The organism is Gilvimarinus gilvus (assembly GCF_030518155.1).
In the GTDB taxonomy this organism is placed as follows: domain Bacteria; phylum Pseudomonadota; class Gammaproteobacteria; order Pseudomonadales; family Cellvibrionaceae; genus Gilvimarinus; species Gilvimarinus gilvus.
In genome coordinates this window covers 1-15,663 of sequence record NZ_JAULRU010000430.1, presented here as the reverse complement: position 1 = coordinate 15,663, position 15,663 = coordinate 1, and the positions used below count along the sequence as shown (strand labels likewise).

Here is a 15,663-nt window from a genome sequence, read left to right as displayed (position 1 = left end):
GATTTTTCTGCTACTTTTAACATTCATCACTCAATAAAAACCTAATCTACTTATGGCTATGAATCCAAAAGAATGAATTTGTACTGCCATACCTTTTAGCCTTAGAGTATCTTTATGCAATAAATTACCTCGCACCGCCCGATAAATAGTTTTAGTATTTGCCGGCACGCGTAGGTAGGAAGCCATCATCTAGCCTTAACTAAAAAATGCAAATACATTGAAATATATTGCTTTTCAAAAACGACACAGCGAAATTTGGTTGCATCTCTTGTCAGTTCCCAAGTATTCTTTCTCGACTAACAATACACGCGGGTGTAACACATAGATTATGGGCAGATGGCGACCACCTCGACCGAAAGGCTCGGCGTATATTACCCCCGAAGGAGCCTCTGCGTTGCGCGATGAGCTGCGCTACCTGTGGAAAGACGAACGGCCGAAGGTAACGGAGGTTGTGCACGAGGCCGCCAAAAATGGCGACCGGTCTGAAAACGGGGACTATATTTACGGCAAGAAGCGATTGCGTGAAATTGACTCCCGGGTACGCTTTCTCACCAAGCGCCTGGAAGCTTTAACCATTGTCGACCGCATACCCGATGACAAAAGCCGGGTATTTTTCGGCGCATGGGTGACCCTGGAAGATGAAGACGGAAAACAGGTGCGCTACCGAATTGTCGGCCCCGACGAGTTCAATGTGCGCGAAGGCAAAATCAGCATGGATTCACCACTGGCGCGCGCTATGCTAAAAAAGCAAATCGACGATGAGGTAGTCGTGCGCAACGATCAGGGCGAGCGGGTTTATTACATCGAGAAGATTGAATACGAAAAGTATACTAACCTTTAAAAACCAAGCCTTTGTTGCGGAACTCTTGTACAAATATACCGTGACTACCGTCGGGCATGGTGTCACGAATGAGGTGTTCTTTACTGAGCTTACCGGCTTCAATTTGTGCTAAATCTATTATTTTTTCTTTTTGCAGTGGTTCACTGCCTTGGTTGAGCAATATCACCTTGGGAAGGTGGCGATACCGCTTATTCCCCTCAAGCACTAACCCTATCAGCCCATTTTTAAGCTCCACAATACTGCCCGGTGGATAGAGCCCTACGCTTTTGATAAAAGCGAGTGCCAGTCGTTCATCAAAATGAGTGCCACGATCTTTATATATGATTTTCAATGCTTGAGTAGTGGGTATAGCCGGCGCGTAACAACGATTGGCCGTCATCGCATCATAGGCATCGACAATTGATATGATTCGAGAGAATTCGGAAATACCTGCAGACTTAAGTTTGCGGGGATAACCTTTGCCATCCATTCGCTCGTGATGACTGTAGGCCACATCGACGGCTGCGTTAGCTACCCCTGGGGACGCAAGCAGAAGGTTTCTGCCATGGATGACGTGGGCGCTCATTTGCTTCCACTCTTTTTCCGTTAACTTGCCAGGCTTATTGAGCACCTCTGGGGGTATTCGCATCTTGCCAACATCGTGCAGTAGGCCGCACAAACCAAGCTTTTCCAGCTCAGCTTCACTCATCCCCAAGTGCCTGCCAAAGGCTATGGCCAGAATACACACATTGAGGCAGTGCTCAGCGGTATAGTTGTCCTGATTGCGGATTTTGGTCATCCATAACAAGGCGTCTGGGTTGCGCAAAATACTGTCAACGCACGACTTTACCGTCGCTTTCGCTTCGTCATTGTTGATGGTGCCGCCGAGCCGAATATCATCCACTAAGGTTTTGGTCAGGCGGCGCGCCTCGCGAAATACGCCCATGGCCTGGCGGTGCTCATCCTGCGCAGATATCTTGTTGATATAGGTTGTTTTACGGCGTGGGCCCTCAATGTTGCCTCGCTCCTCCGGAGGTACCCACTTAGGCTGTACCGCATCAATCCAAACGTGCTCACAGTAGTCGATGACGGTATCTATATCGTCCTGACTTTCAAGCAAAAAGCCCTGCATGAGAAAGGGCGTTTCCAGCCAATCGCGATCGAGCCTTGACACAAACATGCCGACACGGAGTTCGCCCACCGGGACTTTAACGCTGCGCTTACTTTTATCGTAAAAGCCTGCCTTTACTTGCCGAAAGTCAGTCACTCAGCTCCCCTTGCACCGTTTTATTGTTGCCACTTACACTATAGCTAATCCTGCCCCGAGCACGAGCTTACAAAATCAATAAAATAAGCTCGGCTCATAGATTGGCACAATTTTCAACATCTGGGCGAATCCATATTTCTGATGAGCATCCCTTTGGTTACCCACCCTGCATACTCTTACCCCTTCCCTGGTAGGCATCGGTTCCCGATGGAGAAGTTTGCTTTATTGACCGAATGGCTGCGGCATCTGGGCATTGCCACGCCCACCAATCTGATTCGGCCAGGCAAGGCGCGCACCGACGTATTAAGTACAGCCCACTGTTCTGATTACATACGCCGATTTAGCCAGAACCAGTTAACCTCCCAAGAGTTAAGACGAATGGGCCTGCCCTGGAGCGAGGGGTTGGTGAAACGCACCTTGATTTCCCCCAACGGTACTCTAATGGCAGCACACCTGGCATTGCAGCACGGGATAGCCTGCCATCTGGCCGGGGGCACCCACCACGCTCATTACGATTTCGCCTCGGGGTTTTGCATCATCAATGACCTTGCGGTTACCGCAGCGACACTGCTGGCTCAGGGCAAGGTGGGCAAAGTACTTATATTTGATTGTGACGTGCACCAAGGCGACGGTACGGCCAGTATTTTAGCTAATGAGACCGGGGCATATACCTGCTCAATACATTGCGACAAGAACTTCCCCGCCCGCAAAGCCAAAAGTGATCTAGACGTAAGCCTTGCCCCCAACACGACAGATGCCGACTATATCGCCACAGTAGACACCCACCTCCAACAATTGCTGGATGATGAAAGGCCAGAACTTGTACTATACGATGCCGGTGTAGACATCTATACCCACGACCCGCTGGGCCTGCTGAATGTCAGCGAGCAAGGCATCTGCGAGCGTGATCACTTAGTTTTAAAGCACTGCCGAGACAAAGGCATACCTGTGGCGACTGTGATTGGCGGTGGTTATGATGACGACCGCAAAGCACTGGCCAAGCGGCATGCTTTTGTAGTGGAAGAGGCGCACAAGCTTTTCGCCCAAGGTTAGTTCAACGAGCCTTGCTATTTACGGCGGTAAATAACCGCCTCAGTGGACAGTATTTTAGTGACTTGCCCGTCAAATTGACGGTCGATTAAATCACCAACGGCATTCAACAGCTTGTCTAGAAGATCTGGCCCTAAAGCAATATGACTGGAAAAAGTACTTAACAAACCAAGATACGCCTGCGTCGAATAGTCAAAACTCCTTTCGAACTGCGCGGCTCCAACCCTTTCCAAACCAATGCCATTCGGCAACTCAAGCCGTTGGGGGCTGGCGGCTTCCATTTCAGGTGTAAACTTACTGTAGACGGACTGAACCTGGTGAAAAAAATCCCTTTTCTTTATGTGCCTGTCGGTGATAAGCAAAAAAATACCAGCCGGGTTAAGCAGCTCAGCGACTTTCTTAAAGCCAACCCTGGCATCTAGCAGGCTGTTGAAAAACCCCTTACGTACTCAGACTTTCAGGCTGGTTCGTAATCTAGGCGCCGCTTTGAAGGTCTGTGCCCACCCATCGAGAAGTGGCAACGACGAGTACGGACCAGCCTGGAAGTCCCGCAGGGCGAGGCCTGAAGCGCACACCTGCCGCACCTTGCCTCTAGGAAAGGGAACCACCCTGTCCGTCGAGACAAGGCACGACAGCTGCACGCTTCAGGCCTCGCTGAGCATGCAAGGGGTTTTTCAACAGCCTGCTAGCCAATGGAAACTCGTGGCGGCATAGATGACATCGAACGCACTATTCGCGTTAAGCGCTTCAAAGCTCACATTCTGAAATTGGTAGTGGGATCTGTCGGGAAAACGCTTCTCACTTAACTTAAGCAACCTCGCACCTGGATCTATGCACAGCTGGCTCGGGGCCAGAGATTGAAATAAGTTCGTTGCTTGGCCCGCGCCGCAACCAATTTCCAATATCTTTAACTCGCCTGCAAGGCCGCAATGCTCCAACACCCAAGGCAATATTCTACTATCAACGTCTGGACGGTATCGAAGGTAATTTTCTGCGTTTTTATCGAACTGAGGCATACTCAAAGCATCGATTTTAGGCGCTCTAGCTCTTCGCTCAGACTGTTATCGGGAAAACTCTCCCCTGCCCTTCGGTACCAATAACCGGCATTGCCTATATCCCCTTCATCGCGGTGTAAATAGGCGTGCAGCAAGCAGGAGAGTGTATCGCTCTCATCCTGTACCAGGTTATGAGCGCCCTCCCAATCCCCATTTTCGATTAGCCCAATGGCTTGACGGTGCATCCGTTAACTCCTGTACCAGTAATTCGATCAGTGTAGCTCGCTCTGCCAGCAACTCAGAGAAAGTAGCGGCAGAAACGTTAAGGGCAAAGTATTGTCTATCGGTGCCACGGTCAAGCCACCCCACATACCAGCCTATCGCCCCGCCTGCGGGCAAATTGCCCGCTCCGGTTTTGGCATAAAGCAGGTAATCCTCACGCTTCTCGACCAACATCATTTCTTGCAGGGCGGCCAACGATGCCTCTCGTACGTTGAATTCACCTGCACGCAGGCGGCGCAAAAATTGAATTTGCTCGCGGGCGCTTATTTTCAGGCTGGCGCCAAGCCAGAAGGTATCAATTCCGGCACTGATATCTTGATTGCCGTAGTCGAACGTTTCCAACCACTTAGCCATTTTCTGTGCGCCTACCTCAGAGGACAAACTACGGTAGATGGGCACAGCGGATCGCTGCAAGGCCTGCCTAAAAGTCATAGGCGTGCGCTGCCACGATTCTGGCCACCAGCCCTCTGGTGGGTACTGGGCACGGTCGAAATCTAACATTTGCGAGAAAGAATTCACTAGCCCTTCTTCCAGAAAAATAACGCTATTGGGTACTTTGAATGTCGAAAAAGGTGAGAACCGCTCTTGGCTACGCTTCGTATTATAATATTGACTCGTGTTAGATGATTCATGGTAAATAATCGCTGTACATTGCGCTGCAGGCTGCTCACACAACCGCAATGTTTGTGCTGAGGTAATGCTGGAAAACGGCATTATCAGAAGAATGCCCGGCAACCACAGCGAACCTTTGAATTTGTGAAAAGCACTCAACAGCATCACAATTGATCGCCTCCCTGAACGACCTGCTCCTGATACTTGCCCCAATTGGAGCAAAGAATTTCTTCGGCCCCCAACTCTTGGTCGGCAAGATTCATCTTATCAATCAAAAGCATATAGTCCTCATTGGCATCAATTTTGATAAAAAAGCTCGCTATCAATGAGTCATAATCGGCTAAGTCGCTCAAACAAAACCCATTAATATTGAAACCGACGTAGCCACTGCCCTTAATGTCTGAGTCTTTTTTGATAGTGATTTCTTTTTGCAACTGGCGCATGCGCTCAATTTCTTCTGGCGCAAATGAAACGATAATTAAACGCTCATCATGTTTTAAGTTGTAAAAAAGGTCGGCCGGTGGTCGCTCATAGTCCTGCAGGGTGAACTTTAGTTGTTCGTGTATATCCGACTGATCGTCCTCGGCATCAAACCCCATTAGCATCACTACATGGGCAAGCGTTAAATCGATACTTTTGGGGATGACAACCGCCAGCTGAAGTGCCTTTGGGTCTTGAGTAAGCGGGTCGAACTTACGCAGTTTGTACATGGTAGAAAGTGGCATCGAGCTACAACCAGACAGAACCATCAAAAGCACAATAACAGTTAATTTTATTTGCATGTACCATTTCCTTGGTGCGTTCGAAAGTCTGACTGACAACAACTGTTTTGGTTCAACACTAAAAATGCATTTGCACTTTCTAACCGCACTGAGCGTCCACACACCCACGGCAAACTGATCACAGCAGGCGAAAACTTGCACCTCTAAAGCATTAATAGCTTCCCCGTGCGAAGACTCGGCCAAGTTGATAGTTCGATCATTCAATAATTCGAATGACGTGCATTGCTAGCCTCATTCGCCATGTGTATTTGCGTGCCAGGCTGCCCTGAAAAACCGCAGCGCCACTGGTGCCATCACAGCAACGCCCCCCTGTCTTGGTACTTTTCAATCAAGCCATCCACCAATTCAGGTGTCGAAAATCGCGAGTGCGACACTCTTGAAAATAGTAATACAAATAGGTTATGGTAGCGCTACCACTTATGGTCAACAACACCATATGATCAACAATAGGAGCGGCATATGAGCGTTACCGGAAACCTCTACTTTAACGGACGCTGGCAATCTGGCGAGGGGGGTCAATACCAAGCGGAAAACCCTGCCACAGGCCTTCCGATTGACCCTGTACTCACGAAAGCGAGCGAGGCGCAAGTCTCTGAAGCCCTTGCCGCCGCGCAACGTGCCCTAGCCCCCTATCAACAAACATCTCCAGTCGACCGCGCTTCCTTTCTGAATGCCATAGCCGATGAGATTATGGCTCTTGGCGACCAACTCACCGAACGGGTTTGTCAGGAAACCGGCTACCCTAAAATGCGAGCGGAAGGGGAGCGTGCGCGCACTTGCGGACAATTACGGATGTTCGCAGACTTTGTCGCCAAAGGCGATCACCTGGATGCCCGTATTGACACCGCTGATGCCGCTCGTAAGCCAGCGCCCAAGCCCGACACTCGCTACTGCAATCAAGCTCTAGGACCTGTCGCTGTTTTTGGCGCAAGTAATTTCCCGTTGGCATTTTCGGTTGCCGGTGGAGATACTGCATCGGCACTAGCAGCTGGCTGCCCGGTGATTGTAAAAGGTCATTCATCTCATCCTGGCACCTGCGAGCTGGTCGCTCAGGCAATCGCCCGTGCCGCTCTCAGCTGTCATATGCCTCCCGGCGTTTTCTCACTGGTAATGGGAGAAGGCCGGCAAGTCGGCAGTGCTCTGGTTGCCGCTCCCGAAATTAAAGCCGTGGGTTTTACCGGCTCTCTTCAGGGCGGTATGGCTTTACACAAACTTGCCAATACACGCCAGGAGCCCATCCCAGTCTTTGCCGAGATGGGTAGCCTGAACCCGGTTGTATTATTGCCGCAGGCACTGGATTCAAACTGTACGGGTATTGCCGAAGGTTTTGTTGGTTCACTTACGCTTGGAGTTGGGCAGTTTTGTGTAAACCCCGGCGTTGTGCTGGCATTAGATACACCTGAGCTTGAGGAATTTTTTACAGCCACCTGTAGCGCTCTGGCACAAGTCGATAGCGGGATCATGTTGAATCAGCGAATCTGTGATGCCTATACACAAAGCACAGAAGCTCTGCAGAACACAAATGGCGTGACGATTTTGGCTTCAGGTCAAGCTACGGGTAACTCAGCGGGCTATCCGGCGCAGGCCATGCTTGCCAGAACCAGTGCTGAAAATTTTATTAGCAATGTATCACTACGAGAGGAAATCTTTGGCCCTGTGTCACTGGTAGTGGTATGCCGCGACCAAGACGAGCTGATGGCGGCCATTTCTTGCCTTAGCGGCCAGCTAACCGGGACGATTCATGCGGCAGAGGGTGAACTTGACAACTATCAGGACTTAACTGATTGCTTGCGTGCTCGCGTTGGCAGACTGGTCTTTAACGGTTTCCCCACCGGAGTGGAAGTATGTCCCTCTATGGTCCATGGAGGACCTTTCCCAGCGTCCACTGACACCCGTTTTACATCCGTGGGGACCGCCGCAATTGAGCGTTTCCTACGCCCCGTTTGTTTCCAGGATGCGCCCAATTGTGTTCTGCCAGACGCGCTTAAAGACGATAACCCGCTAAATATTGTAAGACGCGTCAACAACAACCTGACCCAAGACCCGGTAACGCGTTAAAAACCCTGTAGGCGAGCGAGACATATTATGAAAAAAAAGAACAATAAACTACGCAGCCAAGATTGGTTTGGCAGCAACGATAAGATGGGTTTTGTTCATCGATCATGGTTGCGCAACCAAGGGTACCCCGATGACTATTTTCGCGGCAAACCGGTAATCGGAATCTGCAATACATGGTCGGAGTTGACGCCCTGTAATGGTCACTTACGCGACATAGCGGAAGTCGTTAAACGCGGAATACTCGAAGCGGGAGGCGTGCCTTTTGAATTTCCGGTTATGTCGCTCGGGGAAACCATTATGCGCCCTACGACTATGCTTTTCCGCAACCTCGCCAGTATGGACGTCGAGGAATCTATCCGGGCCAACCCCCTAGACGGCATTGTATTGCTGACAGGCTGCGACAAAACCACCCCCTCACTCATAATGGGAGCCGCCAGTGTCGGCCTGCCGACACTCGTTGTACCAGGCGGCCCAATGCTTAACGGTAAATTTCGTGGCACAGAACTTGGATCGGGGTCTTTCAACTGGAAAATCAAAGAAAAAATTGAAACTAACGAGTTTTCAGATGCCGACTTACAAGAAGCTGAGATCTGTGCTGCACGCAGTGCCGGACACTGCAACACCATGGGTACAGCTTCTACCATGGCAACCATGGCCGAAATGTTAGGCCTCACACTGCCCGGTGCTTCAGAGATTCCCGCCGTTGATTCACGTAAGAAATTAATGGCGCAACTTTCGGGACGCCGAATTGTTGACATGGTAAAAGAAAACCTAAGCATGGACAAAGTTTTAACCCGAACAGCGTTCGAAAATGCAATAGTGACCAATGCGGCAATTGGCGGGTCCACAAATTTTATTATTCACTTACAGGCCATTGCCGGGCGAATGGAAGTACCGTTAGAACTGGCGGATTTCGATAAACTGGGCAGTCAAGTGCCATTGCTAGTAAACCTGATGCCGTCAGGAAAGTACCTAATGGAAGACTATTTTTACGCTGGGGGGCTGGGAGTCGTAGTCAATGAGTTAGGAGATCTGCTGCAAGACAATCTGACCATTAACGGCCAATCTATCAAGCAAAATTACCCGCAAGCTACCTGTTATGACTCTGATGTCATTCGAACCCGAGAGCAACCGCTGCACCCAGCCGCAGGCATTGCGGTGCTCTCAGGTAACCTCTGTGAAAATGGGGCGGTAATTAAACCCTCTGCCGCCACCGAAGCTCTTATGAAGCACAGAGGTAAGGCTGTGGTTTTTGAAAGCATGGAAGACTATCACGCGCGTATTGACGACCCTGATCTCGAAATTGATAAGGACAGCGTAATGGTTCTTAAAGGCGTTGGCCCTAAAGGTTACCCTGGCATGCCCGAAGTCGGCAACCTCGACTTACCCAAAAAGTTGATTCTGGAAGGCGTTACTGACATGGTGCGGATTTCTGATGGCCGTATGAGCGGCACAGCTTACGGTACGGTCATCTTACATGTATCCCCTGAATCATCAATCGGTGGAAACCTAGCTCTGGTTTGCAATGGTGACGAAATTTCTCTGGATGTGGAGAACCGGAACTTAGCCCTCCATGTAACCGATGAAGAGCTAGAGGCTCGCCGGGCACAATGGCAACCACCTGAACCACTTGCGACACGCGGATACGTAAAAATTTATCTCGACCATGTTGAGCAAGCACACAAGGGCGCGGACCTTGATGTACTTGTGGGCAAATCCGGATCAAACGTAGATAGGGATTTACACTAGAAAAACACTCTAAAAAAGCCAGCGAGCAGCTGTTGAGCTACCAATAAAAAGCAATAAATACGTATTTTTCAGCCCCAAAATAGTAGGACCGCTGACTGTCCTACTAGCTGTTTTTGGTTAAACATCACGATAAGCCAACCGGCAGGGAAAGTCATGCTAGTAGCCTACTTATTGGGTTGTATTGTACTCATTGTCGTCCTTACTTCGCGACTACGCATCCATCCATTCATTGTATTGCTACTTGTAGGGTTAACCTATGGGTTTTTAGCTGGGATGCCGAGCGATCAAATCGTTGCGTCCGTTAACGAGGGGTTTGGTAAAACTCTAAGTGGCATTGGTTTGATCATAGTGCTGGGGGTCATAATTGGGGTATTTTTGGAAAATACCGGTGGCGCCTATGCGATAGCCGAAAAAATTCTTCGCTTTCTGGGTAAAAAAAATGTCACACCAGCCATGGGCATTATGGGATATGTGGTGTCCATTCCAGTGTATGCCGACAGTGGATTTTTACTCTTATCACCGCTAAAAAAATCCCTTTGTAAAAGCGCAGGACTGACCCTATCCGGCGCAACGATTGCTCTCAGCCTTGGCCTTACTGTCTCGCACACTATGGTACCGCCAACCCCTGGACCTATTGCTGCCGCCGGCATACTGGACGCAAACTTAGGTCAGGTTCTGCTCATTGGATTACCCGTCAGCTTGATTGCGTTAGCTGTCAGCATTCTATTCGCGATGGCGTATGTTTCACGTATACATATAGATCCATCAAGTACAGGCGCTACAGACGCCGCCCCCGCACCATCAAAAGATTCACCCAGCGCACTCAAGTCACTTTTGCCTATAATTGTTCCAATTGGACTCATTCTCAGCAAATCTGTTGCACAAATGCTGCAACTGCCAGCCACCCCTTTACTTTCTATTATCAATTTCTTGGGGACGCCGTTTATTGCACTGCTGGCTGGCACTTTTTTGGCTTTACTTTTGCCGAAAAAACTAGAACTTAACATGCTTTCTTGTGACGGATGGATTGGAAAAGCCCTCACCGGCTCGGCTTCTATCATACTGATTACTGGTGCAGGAGGTGCATTTGGAAAAATCCTGCAGAACTCCGGAATCGCGACAGGACTCGGCACACTGATCAGCGAATGGAGTCTTGGGATTTGGCTACCGTTCCTACTGGCCGCAGCCATTAAAACGGCTCAGGGTTCCTCTACCGTTGCTCTGATCACAACGGCTTCAATACTAGCACCACTAATGGGTGAACTTGGGTTTGTATCGGAACTTGATAAAGCGCTGGTTGTAATTGCAATTGGCGCAGGCTCAGCAGTTGTTTCACACGCAAATGACAGTTTTTTTTGGGTAGTAACCCAAATGTCTGGCATGGATGTCCGCACGGGATACCGTACCCACACACTTGGCACTTTAGTAATGGGCACCAGTTCCGCACTTGTGGTATTCGGCATATACAGCACCTTTTCCTAATCCCTTATCATTGCAACAGGTAGAATATGAAAATTTACAAACTCAACTCATCTATTTTATTGGAGTATCAAGACAATTTTTATCAGCTGGAAGACGAATCTTGGGATAGCTTCATTAATGACGATTATCTGGACGAAAAAGTTAAGCAAATTGCTTCGAATCTATCACCTATCAGTAACAGTGACGCCTTGCTGAAACACGAGCTAGATGCGCCAGTTGTTGGACAGGAATTGTGGGCAAGCGGCGTAACCTACATTAGAAGTAAACAAGGAAGACAGGAGGAAAGCGCAAAAGCTGGAGGATCTGACTTTTATGCTCGGGTCTATGAGGCAGATCGCCCAGAGCTTTTCTTTAAAGCCACTCGCAATCGTATTGTCGGGCACGGTGGAGAAGTGCGTATTCGGCGAGATTCGAATTGGGATGTTCCGGAGCCAGAACTAGTTCTGCTTATGTCCAGCAGCGGTAAGATTATTGGCTATACCATAGGTAACGATATGAGCTCCCGCAGTATTGAGGGGGAAAACCCATTGTACCTACCTCAGGCGAAAACTTATGACGGCTGCGCTGCGTTAGGCCCATGCATTTTGGTTGCCGAATCTCCGTTAAAAGGTGATACAAACATAAGACTTACTATTGAGAGAGACAATGAAGTTGTGTTTAACGACAGCATTGCGATTAATCAAATAAAAAGGGGGATGGAGGAATTGGCGGGATTTTTATTTCGTGAATGTAGCTTCCCTCAGGGTGCTCTGTTGATGACCGGAACGGGCATCGTACCAGGCAATGATTTCACACTGCAGGCTGGCGATTGCATATCAATTAGTGTCGACGGCATCGGCACCCTGACTAACTGTGTCGCTCGCAACACTTAAATCACCTTTAGGTCGCCAACTGGCGGCCTTTATTTTATAAGCCTTTGGTTTTTGCCTCATCCCAAAGTGTGTCTAGTTCTGCTAATGTCATCTGTTCCAGCGCTTTACGAGCATTATTTTCAATGTAATGAAAGCGACGTTCAAACTTGTGATTCGCCCTGCGCAGAGCGCCTTCCGGATCTTGTTTGAGACTGCGACTAATATTTACTACGGCAAACAGTAAATCGCCGATTTCTTGATCTACGGCGTCCATATCCCCACTGGCCAAGGCTTCTTCAACCTCTAACAATTCCTCGCGAACCTTAGCGATAGGCCCTTGAATATCATCCCAGTCGAAGCCCGTGCGAGCAGCGCGCTTTTGCAGCTTTGCGGCGCGTGTCAGCGCTGGTAGATTTACGGGAATATCGTCAAGCATACCCTTCACTCCCTTAGCGTTACGCTCTTCCTTCTTAATATCTTCCCAGCGCTGTTTAATGTCGGTCTCATCGGCAGGCCGGTTACCGAATCGCTCCCGAAGATTTTCGTTGGGGAATACGTGCGGGTGGCGCCGCACCAATTTACTTACTAAAGTATCCACCACCTGATGAAAATCAAAGCGCTTTTCCTCGGCGCCAAACTGACTGTAGAAAATAACCTGAAACAATAAATCACCTAACTCTTCTTTTAGATGATCAAGATCCCCGCGCTCAATGGCATCCGCTACCTCGTAAGCTTCCTCAATGGTAGAAGGTACAATTGTTTTATAGGTCTGCTTTACATCCCACGGGCACCCATCAACCGGATCGCGCAAGCGTTGCATTAGGTAGATTAGGTCGTCGAGGGTGTAGTTTGGGGGGGGCATTGATTCGTATCCTGTGTGTTTGTGTTAGCGTCGGATGTCGGATGTCGGATGTCGGAAACAAAGGAAATCAAAAAGCTCTCGCAACCTAAAGCTGCAATACACCAGAAAAAGTATATTTCCACTCACTGGGTTTTAATGGCCTATAAAGTTTTAAAACCTAAAATTAGGTCAGAGTTTCTGCAGCAGCAACGTTCAATAGCGTTGGCTGTAGAATCACTTTGATTTCCATCCGACGTCAGACATCTGACATCTAACGTTCGGTTACAACTTCCTCCGCGCTGAGGCGATATTCGGCAGCTGATTAAGCCGCGTCAGTACCCGGCTTAGCTCTTCAAAGCCGCGAATTTCGACGGTGATTTGCATATCCACGGTGTTTTTGCGCTTGTCGGATAAGGTTTGCATGGCGCTGATGTTGATATGCTCGTGGTCGAGTAGCGAGGTGACATCGCGCAGCAAGCCGGAACGATCGTAGGCTTCTATCATTACATCCACGGAGTAGCTGCTTTGCGGCGCGGCGCCCCAGTCAACTTTGATAATACGTTCGGGCTCATCGGACTGTAACTGCAGTAAATTGCTACAGTCTGAGCGGTGAATGGAAACCCCGCGTCCCAATGTTATGTATCCGGTAATGGCATCGCCCGGCACCGGATTACAACAGCTGGCAATTTGCGTTAATAAATTGCCCACACCTTCGATAAATACATCCGAGTCTTTTTTCTTTTTCGGCGAGCGCGCCTTAAACGGAATAACATCCTGCTGCGGATTCTTAGCATCTATCAAGCGCTGCGCTGCGCTTAGCACCTGCCCTACACCAATATCACTGGCGCCCACCGCGGCGTAGAGATCATCCAACGAATGCATATTAAGTTTTTGCGCCAGCGCTTCGTAATCAAACTCGTGTACCGCCAGGCGCTTAAACTCGCGATCGAGCAAAGACTGACCTTCGGCAATATTGTCGTCGCGCGCCTGTACTTTGAACCAGTGCTGCACCTTGGCCCGAGCGCGGGCGGTATTGACATAACCGAGCGCCGGAGACAACCAATCCCGGCTGGGCGCTTCGCGCTTACCGGTCAAAATTTCTACCTGATCGGCGGTGTTTAGGTGGTAGTTAAGCGGCACAATCCGGCCATTGACCTTGGCACCACGGCAGCGGTGACCAACGTCGGTGTGGATACGATAGGCAAAATCCAAAGGCGTCGCGGTGTGCGGCAAGTCGACTACGTGCCCCTCAGGGGTAAACACATAAATGCGATCTTGATCGAACGATTTTAAATCGTCCTGTAGCTGCTCACTGTCACCACCAAGTTCATCGTGCCACTCAAGCACCTGACGCAACCAAGCAATTTTTTGTTCATAACCGTCTTGCTCGCCTTTGGTATCAGTGCCTTTGTAGCGCCAGTGGGCACACACCCCAAGCTCTGCCTCTTCGTGCATGGAAAAGGTACGCACCTGAATTTCCAGTACCTTGTTTTCTGGGCCGATAACGGCGGTGTGCAACGAGCGGTAGCCATTTTCTTTGGGCGAGGCGATGTAATCGTCAAACTCGTGGGGAATGTTGCGCCAAAGACTGTGGACAATACCGAGCACGGTGTAACAGTCACGTACACTCGGTACTAAAATGCGCACTGCTCTTATGTCGTAAACCTGGGAAAAACCAATGCCCTTGCGACGCATTTTGCGCCAAATACTGTAGATGTGCTTGGCACGGCCAGCGACTTCGCCCTCAATCGTTGCATCGGCTAATTCGTGACGAATTAACTCGAGCACCTTTTCAATGTATTCCTGTCTGGCGATACGCCGTTCATCGAGCAGTGAGGCAATGCGTTTGTAATCGCTGGGCTCAAGGTACCGAAACGAGAGGTCTTCGAGCTCCCATTTAATATGGCCGATGCCCAGTCGATGGGCGAGCGGAGCATACACATCGGCGACCTCACGCGACACCTGCCGGCGCCTGGCCGGAGCGGCCGTTTTAACCGCGCGAATGGCGCAAGTGCGCTCGGCAAGTTTGATCAGGGCGACACGAACGTCATCGACCATAGCCACCAGCATTTTGCGAATATTTTCAGCCTGCTCGTCGGACTGTTTACCAAATACACACTCCTCTGACTCATTGCGCTGGTAAGCAATCGCGGCCATTCGCAACACCCCCTTGATCAGCTTGGCAACCATATCACCAAACTGTTTTTCGACATCGGCTAAGGAGAGTTTTTCTTCGCGCACGGCGCGGTAGAGAACGGCGGCTACCAGAGTGTCTTGGTCCAGCTGCAAGTCGGCGAGAATTTCTGCCATTTCCAGGCCGATGCGAAAACAGCTGACGCCCTCCCCCCAGCGGTGGGAGGCGACACTGGGCAAGACATCCACGCTCTGACATAGCTCGCAGGCACGCTTGATCTCGGTCATGGCAGCGGGTGATTGCTGCTCAATGCCTTCTAGTCTGAGCAACCAGGCATCAATATCGACACTGCCGTCATCGGCAATGGGATGGTCTTGGCGGACTTTAACCATAATATTTTCGCTTTTACTGCGTCTGGTTGTCGTTGATTGTTTTCCGCAGTCCCGGTCAGGTCAGCCTAAACGGGGTTCCGTAACCTCTATTCGACGTCACAGGCGGTCAAAAGTTGCATTCCAGATCGTGTTGCCTAACCTAAGGCTAGCAGGCTGTTGAAAAACCCCTTACGTACTCAGACTCTCAGGCTGGTTCGTAATCTAGGCGCCACTTTGACGGTGTGTGCCCACCCATCGAAAAGTGGCAACGACGAGTACGGGCCAGCCTGGAAGTGGTAAGCGAGGCTATGGTAGCCATTTCGGAAGGTTAATCAAGCCCACGGCGACTGCCGCAGGCTGATTAAAAGC

14 protein-coding genes are annotated in these 15,663 nt (G+C 49.9%); 6 read left to right on the top strand and 8 right to left on the bottom strand.

Annotation, left to right across the window (positions count from 1 at the left end):
* Positions 1-328: 328 nt before the first annotated feature.
* Positions 329-841: a transcription elongation factor GreB gene (gene greB / locus QWI17_RS08575; RefSeq protein WP_302722108.1), complete on the top strand. Its 513-nt coding sequence runs from the start codon at positions 329-331 to the stop codon at positions 839-841.
* On the opposite strand, the gene QWI17_RS08570 is transcribed toward greB, so the two are convergent.
* Complete coding sequence (locus QWI17_RS08570; RefSeq protein ID WP_302722107.1) at positions 831-2,087, bottom strand: HD-GYP domain-containing protein; 1,257 nt, start codon at positions 2,085-2,087, stop codon at positions 831-833. The two genes, greB and QWI17_RS08570, sit on opposite strands and share 11 nt — an antisense overlap.
* A 207-nt stretch (positions 2,088-2,294) precedes the next feature.
* Between QWI17_RS08570 and QWI17_RS08565 the strand changes: the two genes are divergently transcribed.
* Positions 2,295-3,140, top strand: coding sequence for a histone deacetylase family protein (locus QWI17_RS08565; RefSeq protein WP_302722106.1), 846 nt, complete (start codon positions 2,295-2,297; stop codon positions 3,138-3,140).
* 14 nt (positions 3,141-3,154) lie between these two features.
* On the opposite strand, the gene QWI17_RS08560 is transcribed toward QWI17_RS08565, so the two are convergent.
* The 5 genes from QWI17_RS08560 to QWI17_RS08545 all read right to left on the bottom strand — a co-directional run bounded on the left by QWI17_RS08560 (position 3,155) and on the right by QWI17_RS08545 (position 5,808).
* The gene (locus QWI17_RS08560; protein WP_302722105.1) at positions 3,155-3,418 is read right to left on the bottom strand and encodes a hypothetical protein; all 264 of its coding nucleotides are present in this window, start codon (positions 3,416-3,418) and stop codon (positions 3,155-3,157) included.
* Between the two features lie 393 nt (positions 3,419-3,811).
* On the bottom strand, positions 3,812-4,153 hold the full coding sequence (locus QWI17_RS23635) for a class I SAM-dependent methyltransferase (RefSeq protein ID WP_368045332.1): 342 nt from the start codon (positions 4,151-4,153) through the stop codon (positions 3,812-3,814).
* A gap of 2 nt (positions 4,154-4,155) precedes the next feature.
* Complete coding sequence (locus QWI17_RS08555; RefSeq protein WP_302722104.1) at positions 4,156-4,377, bottom strand: hypothetical protein; 222 nt, start codon at positions 4,375-4,377, stop codon at positions 4,156-4,158.
* Positions 4,322-5,191 carry a penicillin-binding transpeptidase domain-containing protein gene (locus tag QWI17_RS08550; RefSeq protein ID WP_302722137.1) on the bottom strand — a complete coding sequence of 290 codons (870 nt, stop codon included), beginning with the start codon at positions 5,189-5,191 and terminating at the stop codon, positions 4,322-4,324. Before QWI17_RS08550 ends, QWI17_RS08555 begins: the two co-directional genes overlap by 56 nt.
* On the bottom strand, positions 5,191-5,808 hold the full coding sequence (locus QWI17_RS08545) for a hypothetical protein (RefSeq protein WP_302722103.1): 618 nt from the start codon (positions 5,806-5,808) through the stop codon (positions 5,191-5,193). Before QWI17_RS08545 ends, QWI17_RS08550 begins: the two co-directional genes overlap by 1 nt.
* A gap of 459 nt (positions 5,809-6,267) precedes the next feature.
* Between QWI17_RS08545 and QWI17_RS08540 the strand changes: the two genes are divergently transcribed.
* From QWI17_RS08540 to QWI17_RS08525, 4 genes are all read left to right on the top strand, one after another.
* A complete protein-coding gene (locus tag QWI17_RS08540) occupies positions 6,268-7,866 on the top strand; it encodes an aldehyde dehydrogenase (NADP(+)) (RefSeq protein ID WP_302722102.1) in 1,599 nt (532 codons plus the stop codon).
* Between the two features lie 27 nt (positions 7,867-7,893).
* Positions 7,894-9,615: an IlvD/Edd family dehydratase gene (locus QWI17_RS08535; protein WP_302722101.1), complete on the top strand. Its 1,722-nt coding sequence runs from the start codon at positions 7,894-7,896 to the stop codon at positions 9,613-9,615.
* 153 nt (positions 9,616-9,768) lie between these two features.
* The gene (locus QWI17_RS08530; protein ID WP_302722100.1) at positions 9,769-11,097 is read left to right on the top strand and encodes a GntP family permease; all 1,329 of its coding nucleotides are present in this window, start codon (positions 9,769-9,771) and stop codon (positions 11,095-11,097) included.
* A 26-nt stretch (positions 11,098-11,123) separates the two neighbouring features.
* Complete coding sequence (locus QWI17_RS08525) at positions 11,124-11,969, top strand: fumarylacetoacetate hydrolase family protein (RefSeq protein ID WP_302722099.1); 846 nt, start codon at positions 11,124-11,126, stop codon at positions 11,967-11,969.
* Positions 11,970-12,003: 34 nt separating this feature from the next.
* Here QWI17_RS08525 and mazG read toward each other — a convergent pair whose 3' ends face one another.
* Together mazG and relA are read right to left on the bottom strand one after the other, a co-directional pair.
* Entirely contained in the window at positions 12,004-12,810 is an 807-nt protein-coding gene (mazG, locus tag QWI17_RS08520; RefSeq protein WP_302722098.1) for a nucleoside triphosphate pyrophosphohydrolase, read from the bottom strand.
* Between the two features lie 261 nt (positions 12,811-13,071).
* Positions 13,072-15,315, bottom strand: a complete 2,244-nt coding sequence (relA, locus tag QWI17_RS08515) for a GTP diphosphokinase (RefSeq protein WP_302722097.1) — start codon at positions 15,313-15,315, stop codon at positions 13,072-13,074.
* Between the last annotated feature and the right edge of the window lie 348 nt (positions 15,316-15,663).